This is a genomic window from Paenibacillus sp. XP01 (assembly GCF_057364885.1).
Window position 1 is genome coordinate 1,654,767 of record NZ_CP139481.1, and the last position, 20,850, is coordinate 1,675,616.

General features: G+C 39.2%; 21 protein-coding genes. 20 read left to right on the forward strand and 1 reads right to left on the reverse strand.

The features are described from left to right. Window positions 1–40 precede the first annotated feature (40 nt). The 5 genes from SNR34_RS07515 (at window position 41) to SNR34_RS07535 (ending at window position 3,628) form a co-directional block, all read left to right on the forward strand. Entirely contained in the window at window positions 41–367 is a 327-nt protein-coding gene (locus SNR34_RS07515) for a hypothetical protein (protein ID WP_486181559.1), read from the forward strand. A gap of 480 nt (window positions 368–847) precedes the next feature. Then, entirely contained in the window at window positions 848–1,663 is an 816-nt protein-coding gene (gene xerA / locus SNR34_RS07520; RefSeq protein WP_486181560.1) for a site-specific tyrosine recombinase/integron integrase, read from the forward strand. 197 nt (window positions 1,664–1,860) lie between these two features. Further along, window positions 1,861–2,454, forward strand: coding sequence for a zinc dependent phospholipase C family protein (locus SNR34_RS07525; RefSeq protein WP_343259918.1), 594 nt, complete (start codon window positions 1,861–1,863; stop codon window positions 2,452–2,454). 301 nt (window positions 2,455–2,755) lie between these two features. Continuing rightward, the gene (locus tag SNR34_RS07530; protein ID WP_236414921.1) at window positions 2,756–3,112 is read left to right on the forward strand and encodes a hypothetical protein; all 357 of its coding nucleotides are present in this window, start codon (window positions 2,756–2,758) and stop codon (window positions 3,110–3,112) included. Between the two features lie 150 nt (window positions 3,113–3,262). Further along, complete coding sequence (locus tag SNR34_RS07535) at window positions 3,263–3,628, forward strand: DUF3024 domain-containing protein (RefSeq protein ID WP_486181561.1); 366 nt, start codon at window positions 3,263–3,265, stop codon at window positions 3,626–3,628. A gap of 496 nt (window positions 3,629–4,124) precedes the next feature. On the opposite strand, the gene SNR34_RS07540 is transcribed toward SNR34_RS07535, so the two are convergent. Beyond that, window positions 4,125–4,499 carry a hypothetical protein gene (locus SNR34_RS07540; protein WP_486181562.1) on the reverse strand — a complete coding sequence of 125 codons (375 nt, stop codon included), beginning with the start codon at window positions 4,497–4,499 and terminating at the stop codon, window positions 4,125–4,127. A gap of 496 nt (window positions 4,500–4,995) precedes the next feature. Here SNR34_RS07540 and SNR34_RS07545 point away from each other — a divergent pair, with 496 nt between their 5' ends. From SNR34_RS07545 to SNR34_RS07615, 15 genes are all read left to right on the forward strand, one after another. Then, a complete protein-coding gene (locus tag SNR34_RS07545) occupies window positions 4,996–5,352 on the forward strand; it encodes a hypothetical protein (protein WP_486181563.1) in 357 nt (118 codons plus the stop codon). Between the two features lie 348 nt (window positions 5,353–5,700). Continuing rightward, entirely contained in the window at window positions 5,701–6,426 is a 726-nt protein-coding gene (locus tag SNR34_RS07550) for a hypothetical protein (RefSeq protein WP_486181564.1), read from the forward strand. A gap of 129 nt (window positions 6,427–6,555) precedes the next feature. Further along, window positions 6,556–7,173 (forward strand): hypothetical protein, encoded by a 618-nt coding sequence (locus SNR34_RS07555; RefSeq protein WP_486181565.1) that lies wholly within the window; start codon window positions 6,556–6,558, stop codon window positions 7,171–7,173. A 264-nt stretch (window positions 7,174–7,437) separates the two neighbouring features. Continuing rightward, window positions 7,438–8,034 (forward strand): chloramphenicol phosphotransferase CPT family protein, encoded by a 597-nt coding sequence (locus SNR34_RS07560; RefSeq protein WP_486182426.1) that lies wholly within the window; start codon window positions 7,438–7,440, stop codon window positions 8,032–8,034. Between the two features lie 74 nt (window positions 8,035–8,108). After that, window positions 8,109–8,486 (forward strand): ABC transporter substrate-binding protein, encoded by a 378-nt coding sequence (locus SNR34_RS07565; RefSeq protein WP_486181566.1) that lies wholly within the window; start codon window positions 8,109–8,111, stop codon window positions 8,484–8,486. Between the two features lie 444 nt (window positions 8,487–8,930). Then, window positions 8,931–12,551, forward strand: a complete 3,621-nt coding sequence (locus tag SNR34_RS07570; protein WP_486181567.1) for an S-layer homology domain-containing protein — start codon at window positions 8,931–8,933, stop codon at window positions 12,549–12,551. A gap of 420 nt (window positions 12,552–12,971) precedes the next feature. Further along, complete coding sequence (locus tag SNR34_RS07575; RefSeq protein ID WP_486181568.1) at window positions 12,972–13,994, forward strand: hypothetical protein; 1,023 nt, start codon at window positions 12,972–12,974, stop codon at window positions 13,992–13,994. Between the two features lie 145 nt (window positions 13,995–14,139). Then, window positions 14,140–15,186 (forward strand): hypothetical protein, encoded by a 1,047-nt coding sequence (locus SNR34_RS07580; protein WP_486181569.1) that lies wholly within the window; start codon window positions 14,140–14,142, stop codon window positions 15,184–15,186. A gap of 235 nt (window positions 15,187–15,421) precedes the next feature. Continuing rightward, the gene (locus tag SNR34_RS07585; protein ID WP_486181570.1) at window positions 15,422–16,378 is read left to right on the forward strand and encodes a DUF2971 domain-containing protein; all 957 of its coding nucleotides are present in this window, start codon (window positions 15,422–15,424) and stop codon (window positions 16,376–16,378) included. A gap of 150 nt (window positions 16,379–16,528) precedes the next feature. After that, window positions 16,529–17,038, forward strand: coding sequence for a GIY-YIG nuclease family protein (locus SNR34_RS07590; protein ID WP_486181571.1), 510 nt, complete (start codon window positions 16,529–16,531; stop codon window positions 17,036–17,038). 330 nt (window positions 17,039–17,368) lie between these two features. Then, window positions 17,369–18,475, forward strand: a complete 1,107-nt coding sequence (locus SNR34_RS07595; RefSeq protein ID WP_486181572.1) for a DUF4062 domain-containing protein — start codon at window positions 17,369–17,371, stop codon at window positions 18,473–18,475. A gap of 285 nt (window positions 18,476–18,760) precedes the next feature. Then, complete coding sequence (locus tag SNR34_RS07600; protein ID WP_486181573.1) at window positions 18,761–19,396, forward strand: macro domain-containing protein; 636 nt, start codon at window positions 18,761–18,763, stop codon at window positions 19,394–19,396. Beyond that, window positions 19,396–19,965, forward strand: a complete 570-nt coding sequence (locus SNR34_RS07605) for a TIR domain-containing protein (protein WP_486181574.1) — start codon at window positions 19,396–19,398, stop codon at window positions 19,963–19,965. The genes SNR34_RS07600 and SNR34_RS07605 overlap by 1 nt, the downstream gene beginning before the upstream one ends. A gap of 133 nt (window positions 19,966–20,098) precedes the next feature. Beyond that, complete coding sequence (locus tag SNR34_RS07610; protein ID WP_486181575.1) at window positions 20,099–20,299, forward strand: hypothetical protein; 201 nt, start codon at window positions 20,099–20,101, stop codon at window positions 20,297–20,299. Further along, window positions 20,280–20,600, forward strand: a complete 321-nt coding sequence (locus tag SNR34_RS07615; protein ID WP_486181576.1) for a hypothetical protein — start codon at window positions 20,280–20,282, stop codon at window positions 20,598–20,600. The genes SNR34_RS07610 and SNR34_RS07615 overlap by 20 nt, the downstream gene beginning before the upstream one ends. Window positions 20,601–20,850 lie beyond the last annotated feature (250 nt).

Sequence of the window (20,850 nt, forward strand, 5' to 3'; positions counted from 1 at the left end):
AGGTAAGTTATTCATAGATCAAGGATAAGGTGCTCAAAGAATGGAAGCTAAAATGTTGTTTGACGTTGGTTTAGTCTTTGAAACACCTGAATTCGGAACCGTCGTTATGGGTGCCAATGCAGAGTTAGATGGACTACTTCCTTCAACAATCAAAGAGATAATCGGTGCACAGATAATCATTAAAAAAACGGATGGGGAAGAACAAATATTTGAAGTTGATTCTACTCAAATTAATCATTCTATAGCCGACAAGAAGAATATCGGTAAATGTTTGGGGAAAGAGATATCCCCTGACGAAATATCTGCTGGTTTAATCGTCTACTGTTATTCATCAGGACAAATTGATCAGTGGTGCAGGCTTGAGTAGATGCTATGGAGTAGAGGTTTGTCATTGAACTTGCTATGCTTATCCTCTACTTTTACAACATCATAAATGTTTCGAAAGCATCGGAAGGTTATCTGATTCCCTATGGGATGATAAAGGGCCTTCCTTTTTTGTTTTTCAGAATTTCGGAGAAAACATAACTATGCAAATAAGGGAGAGTTTCCGATGAGTGAACATGCTAAATATGAAGAGAAGATTACTATAACGAAAGGTTCCACAGACTCACTGCACATCCCATACAACCCAGCATATATTCAGCGTATTCGCCAGATTATGGGCAGACAGTGGGAATCCAAACTGAAAATATGAATCATTCCCTACACTATCGCTGCTGTTCAGGAGTTCATAAATCAGTTCGATCCAAATGATGTTCAGATTACTCCGGAGTTATGGGTTGAGAACGAAGATCTACAGCAATGGAAAGCTAGTAGAGGTAACAACAAGTCATGGAGCAAAGAACAGTTGCAGAAGGCGCTAAAGTTACGAGGATACAGCGGTAAAACGATTAAAGCGTATTGTAATCAGGTTGAACGTTTTCTGAGTAGCTTTCCACTTAAAAGTACGGATGTGACTACATCCAATGTTCAGACGTATTGTTTAGGTTTGCTTGAGCGAGGGATCTCCCATTTAAGTGTGAATCAGACGATTAGCGCGCTCCGCTTCTATTGCAAACATGTGCTCCTTCAACCTACGGATATCCAGTATATTCGTCCCAAGAAGCAGACCAAGCTTCCAAAAGTGCTGTCCGAAAAGGAAGTTGCTCAATTACTCCAATCCGTAACCAACCCTAAACATAAGGCCATATTGTTTCTGACCGATTCTTCCGGGCTTCGTGTGGGTGAAGTTGTGCGTCTGCGTTGCAGTGATCTGGATATTGAAAGGAAAACAATCATCGTGAGACAGGGGAAGGGGCACAAGGATCGGAGGACGCTTCTTTCAAATCTTGCCTGGGATATCGTGCAGAAATACATAGCTGAATATAGACCTAATCGTTGGCTGTTTCCGGGGCAATCTTCTGATCGACATCTTACCGAGCGGAGCGTGCAGAAGGTTTTTGAAGAAGCAAGACGACGTGCAGGTATTGAGAAAAAGGTAAGTATTCATGCACTGAGGCATTCCTTTGCCACTCATTTGTTGGAAAACGGGACAGACCTGCGCTACATTCAGGAGCTACTTGGTCATACGAGCGCACGTACAACTCAGCGATATACGCATGTTAGTACGAAGAATATCCAGCGTATTCAAAGCCCGCTGGATCGGATGGATTTGGGGGATTGAGGGCTACTCGAAGCCTCCCTTATTCTCCAAACTTTTCTACGCAAATGTAACATTTTGGGTTATCATATACGTAGTTCGGATAACGTACAGGATGTGTGGTATTTAAGAAGTACATAAATTAGATGTTATATGTAATCCCTGTAAGAGCATAAAGATCAAATTACCATGGAGTGATTTATATTATGGGATCCAGAATCATGCATTTGATTATCGGTCATAAAATTGCCGAAAGATTGAATATTGAAGATAGAACTTCGTTTTTACTAGGTAGCGTTGCTCCAGATGCTGTTGCTACAAAAGACGAGTCTCACTTCTACAGAGGCGAACATCAGAACTTTACAAGACACATAGACTATCAAGAATTTTTAGACAAGTACAACTCATATTCAAATAACAAGTATGTGCTTGGTTATTTTGCCCATTTAATTGCAGATGAACAGTGGATGAAGGGATTTTATATGCCTTGGCTGAGAAATCGAATGGAGGAAGATCCGGGAGTTTATCCACTTTACCATAATGATTTTAAATTACTGAATGGAAAGCTGTTAGAGCATTATGGATGTACGGATGAAATGAGAAATGCAATCCTGAATAAAGCTAGTGAAGTTATGGATTTGGATGAAGTAAAATATCGTGATGCACTCGAATTCGTTCCTTATGTATTAGGTGATATGGAATATGAAGAACAAGACGCAGATGGAGCACTGAATGTCTTTAGTTTTATACAGATCAAAGGATATATCGAAACATCAGTAAATGTGGGAATAATGAATTTGAGTAAATATATGTAAGTAAGAAGAATAGGATCATTAGCGGATTCAGAGAAGACAGGGACAACATATAACATAATATTCACGCTGCGGACATTCGTCCTGGGTCCGGCATACGCCGGACACTCAGCATACGCTGAGTCGTGAATACAGGAACGTTAAGCGTAACTTCTGAAGGGCTGATTAGGATCAAGTTAAGAGCAGAGAATGGTTGAAGTCTGATTAAACCGACGAAGCAGATTCGGAAACGGAGCACGCGCGGCGAGAGTAAATCAGACGTAGCATATGAGTATAATGTAAACATTGAGTAAGGAGAGAAGGAATGAAATTCGAGGACAAGGCTAACGAGAATAATGAAATAAAAATCTCCAAAGATTCAAAGATGTTTTTGGAACTGAGAGAAATCGTTAACCGATTTGATCCTGTAAGTTTAGTAGAAAATGGCGCTCCAGATAATGAGCATGACGATTTAACTACAGCCCTATTAGAACTTCTTTTTAAAGAGTCGCTCGATGAAGTTCGTGATCTTTTGATTAATTGTGAGAGATGGTACGGATATGATCCGAATGATATTAAAGAAGAATATAAAGAAAGATATCACGCAAAGATTGATCGAACACATAAAGAAATTTTAAATTGGTATGCCATGAAAAAAGAATTAAAGATTAAAACGTTGTAGGAATGATGAAGTGAACTTAGAAACACAGAAGCAACGCTTAACATAATATTCACGCTGCGGGCATCCGCCCTTATCCGGCAGTCGCCTGATACCCGACATGCGTCGGGTCGTGAATACAGGAACATTATGCGACATCATCGTGATATAATCATGGCAAAACGAATCAGGGCAGGAGAAACAAAATCCATGGATGACTTTACAAAGAAGCGGATTATGAAAATCATGGACAAATATACACAAAATGCAGCACCAGAACATGTGAAAAACCAGATTAAAATCAGTTATAAGATCAGAGGAAATCAAGTGACATTAATTGAAGAAAGACAAGGATACAAAATTGATCAATGGGTGCAGATGCCTGTAGCTCAGTTCAGATTAGATGAAAACGAATGGGAAATATATTGGCAAGACAGCAAGGGGAAATGGCATTTCATAGATGACATAGAACCGAATGAAGATTTTGAAAAACAGTTAAAGATCGTGGATGAAGGGCATAACGGACTGTTCTGGGGATAAAATCGAAGAAGCCAATGACATCTCATAACATAATATTCAAGCAGCGGCTCCTATGGAGCCTGGGTCTGCGGGGTGGATTTCGAGGGGGCATTTCAGCAGACAACTCTTCGGGTTCATGAATACAGAAACGTTATAGGAAATCAGCGCAAAACAAAAATATAAACATAGCTAAACCAAAGATGAAAGGAGAATACTGATGTATGAGAATTCTGAAAAAAAAGATATGATTCTTTAGAAAGATCCAACTGTTTCATTGGTAGTAATGATGTGTGGCGTAGCGGGCTCTGGTAAAACTACTTTTACTCAGCAGTTAGAGAAAGATGGTTAAAAAATAACCAAATTCAATTTGAAAAAAGACTCAGGGCGTAGAATAAGCAACCCTGAGCCTTTGTTGCGTTCAATAAAATCGTAAGCCTTGGACGATAAATAAGCCCTAGATTGCCGCTGGTATAGTAGACTGTCGTTTTCCTATCCCAATAGGCCATATTATTTAGTGTTATTGTCTTATAATAAGAATGTCTCGAGGTGGTCTTCCAGTGCTTTGAATTTGAGATATTTCCGTGTTAGTAAGATTGCGGCCTACCAAGATTAACGAAGATGTGACGTTGTTGAAATTGAAATTACCCAAGTTAGCCACATTTTGACTGCCACGGAACACCCGGAATGACCCCTGAAAGTTAATTCCCGAAAACAGTACAAGTGTTACTTGAGTGCTTTGCACAACATTTCTGAGTCGAAAGCTTGAAAGCGCATTGTCAAACCGAAACGCTCCAAGATCACGAACCGCAACCCCTCCACGTCTGAAGAGGATCCGACGACCAGAAAAATTGTTACGAGACCAAAGTGAAAGACGTACATCACTGTTTGCCAACTAAATCACTCCTTTTCTAAGGTTGATATAGTGTATTGCGGTTTTTAGGAATGGTGTAGACAAATAGAGCAGGGTAATAGTCTGATTTTACTAAAATAGGATAGGTGTCGGTCGTATGACAAAGAGCGCTGATATAGTCGAAAAATTCAATGAATTTTTTATGGAAGTAGAAAAAAAGCATTACCAAAGGGCTTATGCCGGAGGAGGAGGAAACCTTAAAAAAAGTTAAAACAACGATATGGAAAAGGCATATTTTTACCCTCAAGAGAAGGTTCCTACCCTGTGGCGAAAGAAGGAGATTCGATAAGGAACAACAAGCTTCCAATAGTTTTTCGAAGAAGATACTGAAATCATATAACAACGCATTCACGCATTAGGGCTATCGCCCCTCGGTTGCCGGATGTATAATCATGGAAGAAGCTCAGACAACAACGTTATAGGAAATCAACGGATATATAAACTTCAAAAAAACAATGTCTGTTTATTAGGAGAATATATGAAAATCACTATGGAAATGAGCGAAGCAGCTTATGAAATAGCAAAGAAGGTATATTCAGGGCAAATTACAAGAACTGAAGGAAAGATAGAAATTAATAAGATCACAGGAATGAATGAAGGATCAGCACAAGCGTTTATCACCATATTTTTGGCGATGATGAGCGGAGAAGTCTATAAGAGGGCATTTAATAATGAAACCAATAGATTATTGTTTGAAAGTATAAAAAGAGATTATGGAAAAGAATATTTTATAAAAGCTTTAGATGCATCCCAAAAGCATGTAAATTATTATTCAACACTAGGTAAAGGAAATCTTTCAGGTCTTCAAAGCATAATAAATGAAATGAGACCTTAGAGTATATGGCAATTGCGAAGAAGTCGTTGACATCCTATAACATAATATTCAAGCTACGACTCCTGTCGGAGCCTTGGTCTGCTGGATGCATTTCGAGGAGGCAGTGGATTGGATTTCATGAATCAGACCAGCAAACCGGATATCTACCAGTTACAATTTGAAGAGATGGAGCTAGAGAAAGTGACAAGGCTGTGGGAAGAATAGGGCAATTAATCATGCATGAGAACGCTTGTTTGTAAATGTGGATGCAGGTAAAATATAGATATCATTGAATATGGAGGGGTGAAGATATTACGGAAAAATGGAGAGAGTGGTCGGTGATCGGACCGAGAAGAAGGGGGGATATTCATGGATCAACAGGAATATGGCCGCTATTTGTTAGCGATGGGCGGTGAAGAGTTTGAGCCGGAAGATGATGAGCAGGTTGAAGCAGACCATCTTTACGGATTTTTCCAGTGGTTTATGCCATCGGGAGCAGGTGTTGAACGTGTGTTTGAGCCGATTCCAGACGGCCAGCGTTTCTTGGACAGAATACGTCCGATCTATGCGATGTTGAATCCCGAAGACTTTACCGGCGAATATGTACCGGGTTATTTCAACGGTGGACATGAGGATGCTTCGGAGGCAACGCTGCGTGGTCTGGGGGAGGAGTTAATTCGGGGGTTGAAAGGCCTGTTCTCCATGGTACCGGAGGGTGACGAAGCATCGGACATGGCTAAGGAAGCATTACAAGATTTGGCCTGTCTGACGGAAGTCGTCGTGCTGCCGCAAGGGGAAATTGGCACGTTAGAGCAAAGAGCGATTCAAGGCACGGATGAGGAAGATCGCGATGCCGTTTACGAAGCACTTGGAGAACTGCTCAGCTCACGCAGCGATTACGATGAAGCTATCGAAATCTTGAGCGAAGCATACTATTCTATCGCTTGCGATTATTGGGTAGCCTATTATTTGCAATGGCCCCGTTATCAAGGTTTGCAGGAGGCGGAAGACTGCCTGTATCCTTACTTTGAGCTATACCGCTATGGCTATAACCTTCACTGGACTCAAACGAAGCTATTCATTGGCAGGCGTTAAAGAGCGTTGGGGCTGGGAATTAGCGGCAGAACGTCCCATAGCCAAAACAGAGGACAAGAAAAAGAAGAATGAAAGTGGAGTAGAATCGTACGTTTACTCTTGAAGTAGAACACCTGGAGAGACATTGATATGTTAAACGGAGATATTCTAAGCGCTCCAAGTCATGTTGAATATTTTGCTGAACAAGGAGTTATCGGTATGAAGATCGAACCTACGAAAGAGTTTGCTTGTAAGCTAAGCATTATGCTCGAGAGTAAACTGATCTGGTACAAACACTTTCAGCCTTTTTGTGATGACATTATCCTTGCATACACGAAACCGCCGTACTGGATCATCGAATTAGCTGCGGTGCGTTATCAAGGCAGTGCTATTGAAATCGTTAACAAATACATTCTCTCAGAACCTTTTGTTGATGATTACCGTAACTCATTATTCGATCAATACATTGCTTGTTTGTACATAAAGTACGATAGAAGAGAAATATCCTGGGCCAGCTTTTTGCTGGGGTCAGGACAGTATGCAGACAGTTGTGAGGCTGTGAAAGAGCCTTGTGAATACTTTTTTGAATTATTAAATGAATATGAAGCTGAAGAATTCAATATTGAGCTTGAGTATAAACAAAGAGAAGAGATACAGGATAAGTTTCGGAACGAGATTATTGAAATGCAGGCCATGTATGATGTATTTAGGGAATATTTTAAACAATATATTAAGAAGGAAAGAGGGGCATCAGATGGAGCGAGGTAAAGGTGTCAGGAAAGAAGGGAATAAATCAGCCAAGCCAATGGTATAGGCCAAGTGTTGATGCACTTGGTCTTTCTTTAAATTTATGATAACACATGAGAGAAAAGATGAATCAAAGCTAAACTGAAAATAAGGGGGAGCCAAGGAGGCTTCCTTTACACAGTTGAATGAACCCTTCGCTAATGCACTTGAACCAGCTCTGATTTAGTGATAATACAAAAACGTGCTCTAAAAGATAAGCCAATTTAAATGATAAGGGTGATGGATGTGGAACGAGGACTCATTATATTTTTAAACGGAACATCAAGTTCGGGTAAGACGAGCATCGCGATGGAAATGAAAAAGCAGGGAGAAATTCCATTCCATCATCTATCTATAGATCAATTTCTCCATAATTATGATCAGTTCATCGATACTACATATCCAGATATGAAACCAACAAGAGAATTGGAAGCCAATGTGATGTCAGATATCCTTTTCGGCCCGATTGGCTCATTGTACTATGCAACCATTAAACTGTTTTCGGAAATGGGTTTGAATGTCATCGTGGATACGGTTATCAGCAATGACAAGTGGTTTAATGATTTTTATGATTTGCTTTCAGATTATCCGATATTGTTTGTAGGCGTACACTGCTCGAAAGAAGAACTCGCCAGAAGAGAGCAGAGCAGGGGAGATCGTGCGATTGGACTTGCCCATTCCCAGTTCGACTACATCTACGCCTATGATGAATATGATCTGGAAGTGAATACGGAAGAACTCAGTTCGGCTGCATGTGCAGAAAAGATATTAAGCTATATGAAGTCTGAGGAGGAATATTCGGCATTTAAGAAGTTAAGTAGAAGAGAGGTTAATGTTTTATAGAAGGTGAATGCCTCAGATCCCACCACAGGGACTATTGCCTATGTGTCCTGAGCCAGGAAGAACTGGCTACGGTATTGGCAGGAAAAAGCGTAGCTCTGATCCGTCCACTGGATTCTCTCGTGCGCGTCCATTCGGCGGCTCATCGGACAGGCGCGGTGCTGTACTGTGATCCAGGTCTGCGCGTTCCGTTATTTGTAGCAGACACCTCCGACACGGCCTATCATATCTTGGTTGAGAAATTACCTGCTGTACAAGCGAGTCATTACTTCTTTCTGAGTAATCAGCTTATGCAGGATGGGGTATCGACCACAGAGCAACGGGTCTTGGGAATGGTTGGTGGGGCTGAGGGACAGCAGGTGCATTCAGTTGATGCCGCGATGTGGATTGGTTGTTATGGGCCGATGGGTATCCATGGGATTGTGGATCAGATTGAGCAGGCGTTGTTGGGGTGAGGGTAAATCCTGTGCCACCTATAGAGAGGCTAGTGAATTATCTAACCAGACGTATAGACAGGTCATCTTTTGTCTCAGGAGGGGGAAAAGTGGCCTGTTTTTTAGTTTTTAGCGAGGTACAGGTAAAAGAAGAGTAAGTTTCGTTATCGGAACGGTATGTTTCATACGATGTAATATAGTCAACATTCACAATGCAGACGTTATGAAGGCTAGATCCATATTACACTAAAGAAAATCGAAAAAATATGCTTAAAGTCCTAAAAATAGTTCATAAAGCACAGGAATTCTCTTCGAGAATGTCGCAAAATGGGTTTTATCTAAGTAGAAAAGGAGATATAGTATCCATCGAATATGAGAACACATTGACTAAATATAGTCTGCTGCTTACCTTACAGCAATGGTTGCACATTCAGGATTAAATTTAAATGACAGGGGAAATAGTCAATGAAGAACGTAATACGTAAATTGATGGTCCTGCTTACCATTGCATTAACCTTCCAGACGGGACTCGGTAATTATATTACGCCGACCACCTTCGCAGCTACGGGTCCTGTGTTAACTATAACTGGAGGTTCGGCTTCATTCGTGGCTGGAGATAATGCGCCCTCCACTCCGGTTGCTATCGACTCTGGCGTAACCATAACTGCAGATAGCAGCACTACCCTTGCAAGCGCAACAGTGGCGATTACAGGCAATTTTTATGCTAGAGAAGATGTACTGATTTTCATCAATGACGGGCTGACCAAGGGGAACATTACGGCCAGTTATGATGCATCTACTGGCATGCTGACGTTGACATCATCGGGCGGAACTGCAACGTTGGAGCAGTGGCAAGCCGCTTTGAGATCAATAACTTATACAAATACGGCGATCACGCCAAATACGGCGACACGTACGGTTAGCTTCACGGTGACGGACGGCGTTAATACAAGCAGTGCGGCTACGCGAACGGTGACGGTGACGGCTACGGACCAGACACCAATGGTGACCACGAGTGGTGGTTCGACCAATTACATCTCTGGAACTTCGACTTCGGTCGCTATTGACGGTGGTCTGACGGTATCAGACCTGGACAATGCAACCTTGAGCAGCGCAACGGTTAGCATCACGAGCCACTTCGACGTGGGAAAAGATGTACTGGCTTACATCAATGATGGGGCGACCATGGGAAATATTACGGCGAGTTATAATCTATCTACTGGTGTGCTGACACTGATATCATCAGGCGCAACCGCAACGTTGGCGCAGTGGCAGAGTGCGTTGAGGGGAATTTCGTTCTCAAGCACGAGCGCTACGCCAGGGCAGCGCATTATTAGCTACGCTGTAAGCGACGGAACAAAGACCAGCGCTGCTGCTACACATACTATGGAAGTAACAGTGATCGCGCCTCTGAGTCTGACTACAAGCAGCGGTTCGGCTTCATTCGTGGCTGGGGATAATGCGCCCTCAACTCCGGTCGTTATCGACTCCGGCATAATGTTAACCGCAGATAGCAGTATTACGCTTTCAAGCGCAACAGTGGCGATTACAGGCAATCTTCATGCTGGAGAGGATGTACTGAGTTTCATCAATGACGAGCTGACCATGGGGAACATTACGGCCAGTTATAATGCATCTACTGGTGTGCTAACGCTGACATCCGCAGGCGGAACCGCAACGTTGGAGCAGTGGCAAGCCGCTTTGAGATCAATTACTTATACAGATACAGCGATCACGCCAAATACGGCGACACGTACGGTTAGCTTCACGGTGACGGACGGCGTCAATACAAGCAGTGCGGTTACGCGAACGGTGACGGTGACGGCTACGGACCAGGCACCGATCGTGACCACGAGTGGTGGTTCGACCAATTACATTTCTGGAGCTTCGACTCCGGTGGCTATGGACAACGATCTGACGATATCAGACCTGGACAATGCAACCTTGAGCAGCGCAACGGTTAGCATCACGAGCCACTTCGACGCGGGAAAAGATGTACTGGCTTACATCAATGATGGGGCGACCATGGGAAATATTACGGCGACTTATAATGCATCTACTGGCGTTCTGACGCTGACATCATCAGGCGCAACTGCGATGTTGGCGCAGTGGCAGAGTGCGTTGAGGGGAATTTCGTTCTCAAGCACGAGCGCCACGCCAGGGCAGCGCATTATTAGCTACGCTGTAAGCGACGGAATAAAGACCAGCGCTGCTGCTACACATGCAGTAGAAGTAACGGTGATTATGGTTCCTAACCTGACTACAAGCAGCGGTTCGGCTTCATTCGTGGCTGGGGATAATGCGCCTTCCACTCCGGTCGTTATCGACTCCGGCATAACGGTAAGCGCAGATAGCAGCACTACGCTTGCAAGCGCAACAGTGGCGATCACAGGTAATTTTCATGCTGGAGAAGATGTACTGAGTTTCATCAATGACGAGCGGACCATGGGGAATATAACAGCCAGTTATGATGCATCTACTGGTGTGCTGACGTTGACATCCGCGGGCGGAACCGCAACGTTGGCGCAGTGGCAAGCCGCTTTGAGATCAATTACTTATACAGATACGGCGATCACGCCAAATACGGCGCCACGTACGGTTAGCTTCACGGTGACGGACGGCGTCAATGTGAGCAATACAGCGACACGAACTATGATGGTGACGGCTACGGACCAGACACCAATTGTGACCACGAGTGGTGGTTCGACCAATTACATTTCAGGGAATAGTACAGCTTCGACTCCGGTCGCTGTTGACGGCGGTCTGACGGTTTCTGATCTTGACAATGAGACCTTGGCCAGCGCAACGGTTAGCATCACGAGCCACTTCGACACGGGAAAAGATGTGTTGGCTTACATCAATGACGGGAAGACCATGGGAAATATTACGGCAACTTATGATGCTCTCATGGGCATGCTGACGCTGACGTCCGCAGGTGGAACCGCAACGTTGGCGCAGTGGCAGAACGCTTTGCAAGCAGTTACTTACAATAATACATCCGTCTCTCCCAATACGGCGACGCGCACGATCAGCTTCACCGTAAGCGATGGTACCAAAGTTAGCAGCATCGCAACGAAGAGCGTTACCTTGCAGGCATTAAGCAGCTTAAGGGCTACTCCGAATACGTTAAGCGTACTGACCGGGCAGACGGCATCGGTGGCGATTACAGCTATTTTTTCAGATCAGTCGCATATGGATGTGACCTCATCGGTAACCTGGACCGTTCAGAATCCCGCAATCGCTAATGTTATCAGTGGGAGAGTTACTGGTAAGGCGACAGGTAGTACCGTCGTCAGTGCTGTCTATGGAACCCAATCGGTAGATATAAACGTAACAGTAGCCGGCACGCCAGTTTCGTGGCCAGAATCCTCTACGAGCAGTTCAACAACCAATACAAGCACTTCAATCGATACGAGCACTCCGACTAAATCGGACCCTTCAACGCCTCCTGCTCAGGAGACCAAGCATTTTCACACTCTTGTTGATACCGATCGGCTCGTAGCTTTTATACAAGATGCATTGGCTGGTAACGCTGTAACGTTCCAGGATGTGGCGTCCCATTGGGCTTCCAAAGATATTTTATCCGCTGCCAAGATAGGAATAATCAATGGCTACCCAGACGGCAGATTCAGACCGGATGCTTCTATTACGAGAGCAGAGTTCAGCACACTTCTTGTTAAAGCATTTGCCCTACGTTCAGGAAGCGGAACGATTGAGTTACGGGATATTCAGACCTCCTGGGCGCGAGAATCTATAGAAATTCTTGCTTCCAATGGAGTTATCAACGGGTACTCTGACGGAACGTTCCACGCTGATCAGAGGATTACACGAGCCGAGATGGTTGCTATGATTTCGAAAATCCTGATTTTTCAGAACATTCAATCTGGCGATGCCGCAGCATTCGTTGATGTAGCACCCAAGCATTGGGCGAAGGAGATCATTGAAGCGGCTGCAAAGGCGGGATTACTCGAGGGCAAGAGCCAGAATCGGTTTGAACCGGACGCCAACCTCACGAGGGCGGAAGCGTTAACGGTGATCATGCGCATGTTGAGAGAGAATCCAACGATAGATCAATTGCTGGGTTAACCATGAAATAGCTCATAGCTTCTAAGCTGAGCAAAGGTAAATTTGTCCCCCTTGTTGTAACAGGTGTATAGCTAAAACCTGCTACAGTGAGGGGGGCTACCGTATCATTAAACAGGCATCGGAAGGTCGCTTGACTCCCTATGGGATGAAGTAGGCCTTCCTTTTTGTTTTGACATTTGACATTACAAATACTCGATGTATTCAAAGTCCATTGGATCGCAGGGACATGAAGGAATGCGTATCGAATATATCTCCCTTTTTCACCAAAATTTTCTTCGCAAAAATCACCGCATAGGTTATCATATACGTAGTTCAGATAATCGGCGAAAAGTGTTGTATTTACGAAGTACATAGATTAGATGTTATAGGAAATCCGCAAAACAGAAGGTAGTCAATAAAATTAAAGGAGAGTTTAACTTTATGAAAGAGTGTGCTTACTGTGGTAATCAAGCTCCAAGCTTTACAAAAGAACATATTATTCCTTCAGGTCTAATAGAAATGTATCCAGATCAAGATGTGACTTTTAATACTACAACTACCCAAAGTAGAATGTATAAAGACAACCAAGGACAATCTATCAAGGACGTATGTGCTAACTGTAATAATAACTTGCTCGGTAAACTAGACGCTTATGGAGTACGATTGATTCGACAATATTTTTTGGAGAAGTATAACGAGGATTCAATTATTAATATGGAATATGATTACCATCTCCTTCAACGATGGTTATTAAAAATAATTTATAATTCGATACGAAGTTCTGGAATTGAAAGTGATTGGTTTAATGATGAAATTCAATACATTATCTCAGATGAAATTCAAGATAGGTTTCCTCCGGTCTCGATATTTGGAGGTATTCACGTCGACATGACAGCTTTTGGAGAAGATAAAGCGTTGCTTACAAGCCCACTTAGCTCTTATCAACCTCTGTATGTTCTTCATTCTCCTTCAATATTAATCCATGGTATTCAATTTAATCGAAAACGTAGTAGATCAATTACTCGTGATAAAATGAAAATTCGTCGTGCTCATCATGTTGTTACTATAAGATTTGCTTCTGCTATGTTTTTAGTTGTTTTATGGAATAAAGATACATTTCCAAGTGCAATTGAAAAATTCAATTCAGAATTTGAAGCTGATTATCCATATGTGTTGATTAAACAGAATCAAAATAATGTTGTCTTACAAAGGGCTATAGATAGTGTTAGCTGTTTGCAACCAGGAATAATTCAGAGTAAGAAGGCGATGATTGAAGCAGATGAAGATATTAGAATGACATTAGGTGGAAGAAGTATATCCGAGACGCAAAAGGAATGGAATCAAAGTTGGTCACAAGAAGATCAACAAAAAGGCAGAGTCCTAATTGATAATTTGCTTTTTCCTGATAATAAAAGTGTACAAAAAAAATATGAAGAATTGTTCGGAAAAAGAACAGATGAGTAAAACACTAAAAACTAAGATTTAAAAGTATTTCAATGAAGTTGCTGACATCCTATAACATAATATTCACGCTGCGGGCATATGCCCTGGGTCCGGCATTCGCCGGACACCTCAGCATGTGCTGAGGTCGTGAATACAGGAACGCTAGATGACACCATCGAAAAACATTAAACGGAGGGATAGCATGGAAGCTAAAAAACTAAAAGAATTCCAACAAAGATTTAAAAATGAAATTTCGAACATTTTTTTAAATTCTTACTTCGATATTTCATTCTATGAACCTTATGAAGAGATAAGGGGGCAGTATTGGTTAATACAATTCGTTTATATTTATGATGATTTTGAAAAAATAGTAAGAAACAATTTATTTAAAATAGTTAGAACTGATGAGAATTCGCTTGAGAACGGTGATGTTAATACTTTTTTTCGGAACAATGAAGAACTCTGTGATGAAATTTCTAGAATGGTTGAGAATAGGGATTTCGATTCACTTATTCCAATATTTCGAGAGGTAATGACAGAACTTAATGATCAAGATGAAGAAGCAATTGAAATCTCATTCAATTCAAAATTCAATTCAGAAGATGGTTTTAAAAACCATGTACTTGAGGAACATATCTGTGGCATTAATTTAAACGAGATCAATTCTGACGATATATTTTTTGGTATTGGAATGCTTGAAAGAAAAGAAATTACTGTTCCAGATGGTGATAAGGTAATTCAAATTAGTTTACCTTTTGACAAAGTTGAATACTTTCCAAGAGCATATCAACCGCCAGTTGTAGAATTAAAAAATCAATATAATTATTTGTTTGTAATAATGTCCTTTCAAAATGATCCAGTACTTCAAGATGCATATAATGCAATAGTTAGGGCTGTGAAAAAATGGAACAGAAAGGTTATTATTGAACGAGTCGATTTGATCGACGGTGATTTTAAGATTACCGATAAGATAATAGAGTGTATAAATAAATCTGACATTATCATCACTGATTTAACGGGTGAAAGACCAAATGTTTATTATGAACTAGGTTATGCAATGGCAAAACAAAAAAAGATTGTTAGAACAGCGAAGAAAGGAACTTACCTTCATTTTGATATTAAAGATCTTAACACTATTTTTTGGGAGAATACCTCTGAATTAGAAAAGTATTTGTTGAAGAGATTAAGAGGCATGACTAAAGGAACTATGTAAGGGTGTCTAAGAAGTCGGTGGCCTCATCAACAACATATTCACGCTTCAGCCATTCGACCCTCGGTCCGCATGGGGAATTTTCGAGGACGCAGGTACAGGGGGACACATCCCACCGGCTAACTGCGCAAGCGCAGCCGGACCCAATCGAGCTCTATCAGCCCGATTAGGGGAATCCTTAAGCCGCTGGGACGTTTTGAATACAAGAACGTTAACTGAACGAAATGAGGTAGTTTGAATGAGCAATTCATTATATCACTACTGTAGTAATGATACATTTTTGAACATTATAAAAAATAAAACAATAAGATTGTCGGACATTTCTAAATCAAACGACTATAAAGAAACAAAGTGGTTGTTTGAGTACATTGGAGAAGAAATGGTTCGTCAATATAAAGAACATTCATTCTTTAGAGGACAACTAATTTATGGATTAGACGAAATCACATCCTTGGAATTCATTGTTAAATCTATTAAAGAAAAAATGTTAGAAAGAAGTGAAGAACTATTTTATGTAGCTTGTTTCTCTGAAGAAGGCGATAAACTCAGCCAATGGAGAGGTTACGCAGACGATGGTTATGGCTTATCTATTGGATTTAGTATTGACTCTTTAAAAACATTAATCAATAAAGAAGAAAGTCTAAAGTTATTACAAGTTGAGTACCCACAGCAAAATAATAATAGTTCCTCTAATAAAATTAGAAAGCATTCAAAAGATATATTAGAAAGTGTATTGCATGCAATTACAGAGGGGGATACAAAAAAACTTTTCTCTAGAGAGACTTACGCAATTGATGTTTTTCATGAAATATCTTCAAGGATCTTTATACAAAAGTCAATAAAATATAAAAATCCTGCTTTCAAGGAAGAGGCAGAATGGCGAATAGTTTTTGATGACGAATTAGATAAATATACAAACTGGGAAGATTGGTATGATGAAGTAGAAGATAAACCATTATTAAGTGGCGATATGGCAGCGCTTTTTCCTAATGGCCTGCAATTTAAAGCTTATAGGAATAAAATTGTATCGTTTTTTGATTTATCTTTTAAAGTGTATGCGAAAAATATTATTAATGAAATAATAATAGGCCCTAAATCAGATATACAGGAAGGAGATATTTACCATATGTTAAGCTATTATGGGTACGAGGCAACAGATATAAATATCATTAAATCCAAAAGTACATATAGGTAGTGATTTGTAAGTTAACCAAGAGGTCCTTGACATCAGTTAACATTATATTCAGGCTGCGGACATTCGTCCTTGGCCCGGCATACGCCGGACACCCAGCATGCTCTGGGTCGTGAATACAGGAACGTTAAGCGAAATACTTGGAGGATTACTATGAAGGAATTACTTGAACCTAATGCTTTTATTCTTTATATAATCATTTGTTCATATAAAGAAGATTCATTTGTGAAGATTGGTCGAACAAGGAATATCTACAATAGAATTAAAAATATTCAAACGGGATGTCCACATGAAATAAGTAATATATTTGTTATAACATCAGAGTTTGAATATGAAGAAGAAATTATAGGACTTGAAGGAGTTATACATAAACTGATTGATAAATATCAAATGAAAGGGGAATGGTATCTAGCAACAGAGGAATTCTTTCAGATTTTCAGTAAGTTACTGGAACGAATAAACAATAGTGATCTTAGTGATTACGTTTTTGAGGACGAAGAATTATTTTCACTTGATGAAGTAGAGATATTATTTCATAGCCATAACTACATTATCTATGAATTGATTATGCCTATAAAACCCAATCAAATAGTAAAAGGCAGAAAAATACTAGATTCAATAGATATATATATAAGCATCAAGAATTTGGAATTAAATGTGTAAGTTATACTGTCCGCACTTCCGCTTAACACTATATTCAGGCTGCGGACATTCGTCCTGGGTCCGGCATTACACCGGACACCCAACATTGGGTGGATCGTGAATAGAATAGAAGAACGTTCAAAAGTGGTTGGTACTTACTTGAGTATGTATTACAGTAATGTTATTAGGGAAAAGAAGGTTTCTTTATGTTCTAAACACATGAGATATATTATTAAGTAATTTTGAAATAGATGGGTCTTTTAATGGCTAAATTAGAAAAATTTCACTAGGATTTTTGGCGATAGTCTTATCAAACAAAATTAAGTGATGTATTTATCTAAAGGAGTATATATGAAACCAAGAATTTTTGTGAGTTCTACTTATTATGATTTAAAGTACATTAGAAGTAACATTGAAAGATTTATTAATCAGTATGGTTTTGAGCCGGTGCTTTTCGAAAGTGGAAATGTTTTCTTTGAACATGACAAAGAGTTAGACATCTCATGTTACAACGAAGTAAAACTGTGTCATATGATGATATTGATAATTGGAGGCAGATACGGGGCACCTAATAGTGAGGAAAAACATACGGAATTTGTGAGGGAATATGAAAAAAAGTATATCTCTGTTACTCGAAAAGAATTTAAAGAAGCACTTAATCATAAAATTCCAATATTTATCTTTATTGAAAAAAATGTTTACAGTGAGTATCAGACGTTCAAAAGAAATCAAAAAGTGATTTCGCATATTCTAGACGACTCTAACTCAAATTTCAACTTCGCATTTGTTGATGACATAAATATTTTTGAGTTTATTGATGAAGTAAAGGTAAAAGCTATTTCTACTTTTGAAAAGTTTGAAGAGATAGAATCTTATCTGAAAAGTCAGTGGGCAGGAATGTTTTACAACCATCTAATAGATATAAAGGACAAAAATAGAATTATCAATGAGGTTTCAGAATTACACAGTATAACAGAACGTATGAATCAAATGATAGATCAGGTTGGTAAGTCAATATTAACTAAATCAGGTGAATATGATAGTGTTGTAAAAATGCAGCATGAGAAAAGTCTTTTATTTTATACTAAGAAAATTGTTGAAAGTATCCAATTTGCGGATTTAGTTTGGTTGGATAATAAAGATAAGAATAAGATATTTGAGGTATCTGAAATTTTTGTTGATACCGTTTTGAATAATGAAAAGGTATATGATCAAGATTTGAATTTTATAGAGAGAGATTTCATTTTTAGTGATCTTGATGAAGAAATTAGGAATATATTCCAGATTGAACTTAAGGAAATAGATAAAAATTTACAAATTGAAAGAATTGATTTGAGAAATATTTACAATGTATATTCTGCAAAATTGAGACCGTTATTTGATGAAAAGGGACTTGAGAGTTTGTTCAAAGAAACTTTACAGAGATTATTAAGTGATGAATTATTATTGCCTTTTTAAATAAATTTATCCTACACCTTTTAGCATACAAACAGGACGACATTTTAGAAGGGACATAAATAAATTGAGAGGTGACAGGTAAAAATGAAGTTTAAAGTAAAGGTCGCTCTATTAGATAAAACACTTATAAAGAACTATCTATCTTTCTTAACAGTCCTAAGTGTGTTTTTCACGTTGGGCTCTCTATTTATTAGTATACCTAATAAGTATAAATTGATATCTTTGATAGGTTTCATTATATTTTTGTTGACATTTTATTTTTTTCTTTGGGCGAGAGCAAATTTAATGAAGAAAGTACGATTACATATTAATAACTCAGAATTAGAAATAAGGAGAGGGGATATCTTTGAAGCGGACGGTTTTAAAGTTATAGCTTTTAATGAATATTTTGATACACAAGTCGATAATGTAATCATATCTGAAACAACCCTAAACGGCATCTATGTTAAAAAAATGGGGAGTCGAGAGATTTCTCAACTGGATAAGAAAATAAAAAATGATCCTACTTTAAAAGAGAAGGTCATTGAACAAAATAATGCAAGAAGAATAGGGAAAAAGACTAAATATAAACTTGGAACTATACTTCCTAATAATGATTATTTCCTTACGGCATTTTCTAAATTTGATAGTGATAATAGAGCTTATCTATATATGAACGACTATATTAATTTTTTATTGAACTTCTGGAATGAAGTAGATAGTTTTTATAACGGTCAGTCAATAAACATCCCCCTTATTGGATCAGGAATAACTCGTTTGAAAGATGCAGGTCCAATAACAGACCAAGAATTACTAGAGTTATTAATATGGTCATTTAAGATTAGTCGAATAAAATTTGTTTATCCTTCTTACGTATCAATCTTAATACACGATTCAAGAATGGACAAAATAAATTTTTATAAACTAAAGGAGATCGTGTAATGGCATATAGAAATGGAAATTACTCAGCATTTTATGTAAGTGAACCTTTTAGCGAAAGTAATCTAGGAGCTGCTGCTACCAAAGATTTTGTATCTTATAACATGTTGAGGGCGTGGAAAGCGAAAGAAAATGACTTCCCTTTTGTAGACTCTCATAATAAAAATTACAACGTTAGGGATGGTAGTGATTGGGAAAAAACTCTCAAACCACGTTTACATGAAAGGCTTAGAAACTCTAAAAACATTATCTTGTTTTTAAGTTCAGCAACAAAAAATAGTCGAGCCTTGAAAGAAGAATTAAATTATGGAGTGGGTACACTGAAATTACCAGTAATCGTTGTTTATCCAGAATATAAAGAAAAAAGCGATATAATTAATTGTGAAACAAAAACAATTAAACAACAAATAATAAAATTATGGGACAACTTACCTGCTTTTCGAAACCAAAAAGAAAATGTTCCAACAATTCACATACCCTACAAAAAGGAATTGATAAGAGCTGCTTTAAACAATAAAAACTTTATGGTGGATTCTAAAGGTGCTACTAATATTTATTTTTATCCTTGCTGATCCTTATAGATGAATGTTAGCAGGCAATTTAAGTAGTCAGTGACTTTTCACATAATGCAGTGTTATAAACTTCTTGATCTGACCTCAGCGGATAACCTTTGAGGGTTGTAATTTTAATAATACGTAACTCAATATGAAAAAACAAAAAAGAGGTGATAGAATGGCAACCTGTTATGTGATTCAGCCATTCGACGGAGGAGATTTTGATAAAAGGTATGAAGATATCTTGGTTCTATCTATAACCGAATCTGGTTTAGAGCCTTATAGAGTAGACCGAGATCCTACCGTAACTGTACCCATAGATGATATACAAAATGGAATTAAAAATCGCTGATGTAGTATTAGCGGAGATTTCATTAGATAATCCTAACGTGTGGTTCGAGCTTGGGTATGCAATTGCGAGTCAGAAAGAAGTTATACTGATTTGTTCAGATCAAAGAAATTCAAAATTTCCGTTTGATATACAGCATAGAAAAATAATCACTTATAGTACAGCTTCCTTAAGAGACTTTGAACTCTTAAAGAATCAAATTAAAGAACGAATTTATGCGATAAACCAGAAGCAATTAAAGATGGGGCTAATATCTACACAATCCTCAATCGCACTTACTGAGGGATTGTCACACATGAATTGACACTATTGGTTTCAATTACTCATAATATAGATAGCCCCGACGAGACAATAAGCACATATATTATAAGACAGGACATGACCAAAGCGGGATTTACCCCTATTGCTGTAACATTAGGTTTGGATTCTCTTCAGAATAAAGGATTAATTCAGTATTCTGATCAACAAGATTATCAAGGTGAATTACAAGGCATATAGTGTAACAATCAGGGAATGGGTTGGTTACATAACAATATAGATAAGTTAATACTAGA

Excerpts from the sequence above, each read along its gene's own strand:
- SNR34_RS07515 (WP_486181559.1), top strand. The coding sequence starts at position 41 with ATGGAAGCTAAAATGTTGTTTGACGTTGGTTTAGTCTTTGAAACACCT.
- SNR34_RS07580 (WP_486181569.1), top strand. The coding sequence starts at position 14,140 with ATGACACCATCGAAAAACATTAAACGGAGGGATAGCATGGAAGCTAAA.
- SNR34_RS07585 (WP_486181570.1), top strand. The coding sequence starts at position 15,422 with ATGAGCAATTCATTATATCACTACTGTAGTAATGATACATTTTTGAAC.
- SNR34_RS07525 (WP_343259918.1), top strand. The coding sequence starts at position 1,861 with ATGCATTTGATTATCGGTCATAAAATTGCCGAAAGATTGAATATTGAA.
- SNR34_RS07570 (WP_486181567.1), top strand. The coding sequence starts at position 8,931 with ATGAAGAACGTAATACGTAAATTGATGGTCCTGCTTACCATTGCATTA.
- SNR34_RS07595 (WP_486181572.1), top strand. The coding sequence starts at position 17,369 with ATGAAACCAAGAATTTTTGTGAGTTCTACTTATTATGATTTAAAGTAC.
- SNR34_RS07575 (WP_486181568.1), top strand. The coding sequence starts at position 12,972 with ATGAAAGAGTGTGCTTACTGTGGTAATCAAGCTCCAAGCTTTACAAAA.
- SNR34_RS07545 (WP_486181563.1), top strand. The coding sequence starts at position 4,996 with ATGAAAATCACTATGGAAATGAGCGAAGCAGCTTATGAAATAGCAAAG.
- SNR34_RS07590 (WP_486181571.1), top strand. The coding sequence starts at position 16,529 with ATGAAGGAATTACTTGAACCTAATGCTTTTATTCTTTATATAATCATT.
- SNR34_RS07535 (WP_486181561.1), top strand. The coding sequence starts at position 3,263 with ATGGCAAAACGAATCAGGGCAGGAGAAACAAAATCCATGGATGACTTT.
- SNR34_RS07610 (WP_486181575.1), top strand. The coding sequence starts at position 20,099 with ATGAAAAAACAAAAAAGAGGTGATAGAATGGCAACCTGTTATGTGATT.
- SNR34_RS07605 (WP_486181574.1), top strand. The coding sequence starts at position 19,396 with ATGGCATATAGAAATGGAAATTACTCAGCATTTTATGTAAGTGAACCT.
- SNR34_RS07615 (WP_486181576.1), top strand. The coding sequence starts at position 20,280 with ATGGAATTAAAAATCGCTGATGTAGTATTAGCGGAGATTTCATTAGAT.
- SNR34_RS07530 (WP_236414921.1), top strand. The coding sequence starts at position 2,756 with ATGAAATTCGAGGACAAGGCTAACGAGAATAATGAAATAAAAATCTCC.
- SNR34_RS07600 (WP_486181573.1), top strand. The coding sequence starts at position 18,761 with ATGAAGAAAGTACGATTACATATTAATAACTCAGAATTAGAAATAAGG.
- SNR34_RS07555 (WP_486181565.1), top strand. The coding sequence starts at position 6,556 with ATGTTAAACGGAGATATTCTAAGCGCTCCAAGTCATGTTGAATATTTT.
- SNR34_RS07550 (WP_486181564.1), top strand. The coding sequence starts at position 5,701 with ATGGATCAACAGGAATATGGCCGCTATTTGTTAGCGATGGGCGGTGAA.